1 protein-coding gene is annotated in these 595 nt (G+C 32.3%); it reads right to left on the bottom strand.

Translation table 11 applies throughout. The features are described from left to right. Positions 1-458, bottom strand: a 458-nt coding sequence (locus GQR46_RS20405) for a globin (RefSeq protein ID WP_165742356.1), incomplete at its 3' end; no start/stop codon positions are given. Between the last annotated feature and the right edge of the window lie 137 nt (positions 459-595).

Genomic DNA, 595 nt, shown 5'->3' with positions numbered 1-595 from the left:
ATTTTATTACTTTGCTTTTGCTGCATTTTTTGTTGTAACGAAACCACATTAGATACATTAAATAGAATATTGCTGGCAAAGTTTTCAAAATATTTAAGGGCTTTTTTCCAAGCGAGCTGGCTCTCAGGAGTAAAGTGTTTACCAAGGTGCTCTTTAAGGGTTTCGTAAAACGCATCAGATAATGGTGCAATGTCACTTTGCGAAACACTGCTTTTTTTTAGGTACATTAAATGATGTGCTAAAAAAGGAGCTACCGATGCTGGCTTATCTAAATGTTTAACAATTCGTTCTAACACACAAAAAAGGGTAAAACTCTTTTCGTTAAATTGTAAGGCTGTTGGGTAATTCATTTCAATGCTAGATTCAGCCAATTTACTGTGAAATCGAGCCGTGAATGCATGAAAATTTGGCTTAATAATTGTTAAGTTATTTAACAATGCTGATTGTTGTTGGTTCATTTTTATCTCGCTGCAGTGAGTAATAACTATTATTATTAAGTGGCATAAAATTGATTATAGCGGGCAGATAAAATTCTGCACGTTTTTTTAGTGTTAAAGTATGGGTTTTAGTTATATCAATTTATTTTCTAGTAAAT

Origin of the sequence: Pseudoalteromonas sp. Z1A6 (assembly GCF_011378745.1) — a bacterium.
GTDB classification, from domain to species: domain Bacteria; phylum Pseudomonadota; class Gammaproteobacteria; order Enterobacterales; family Alteromonadaceae; genus Pseudoalteromonas; species Pseudoalteromonas arctica.
This window is presented reverse-complemented; position numbering and strand designations above follow the sequence as displayed.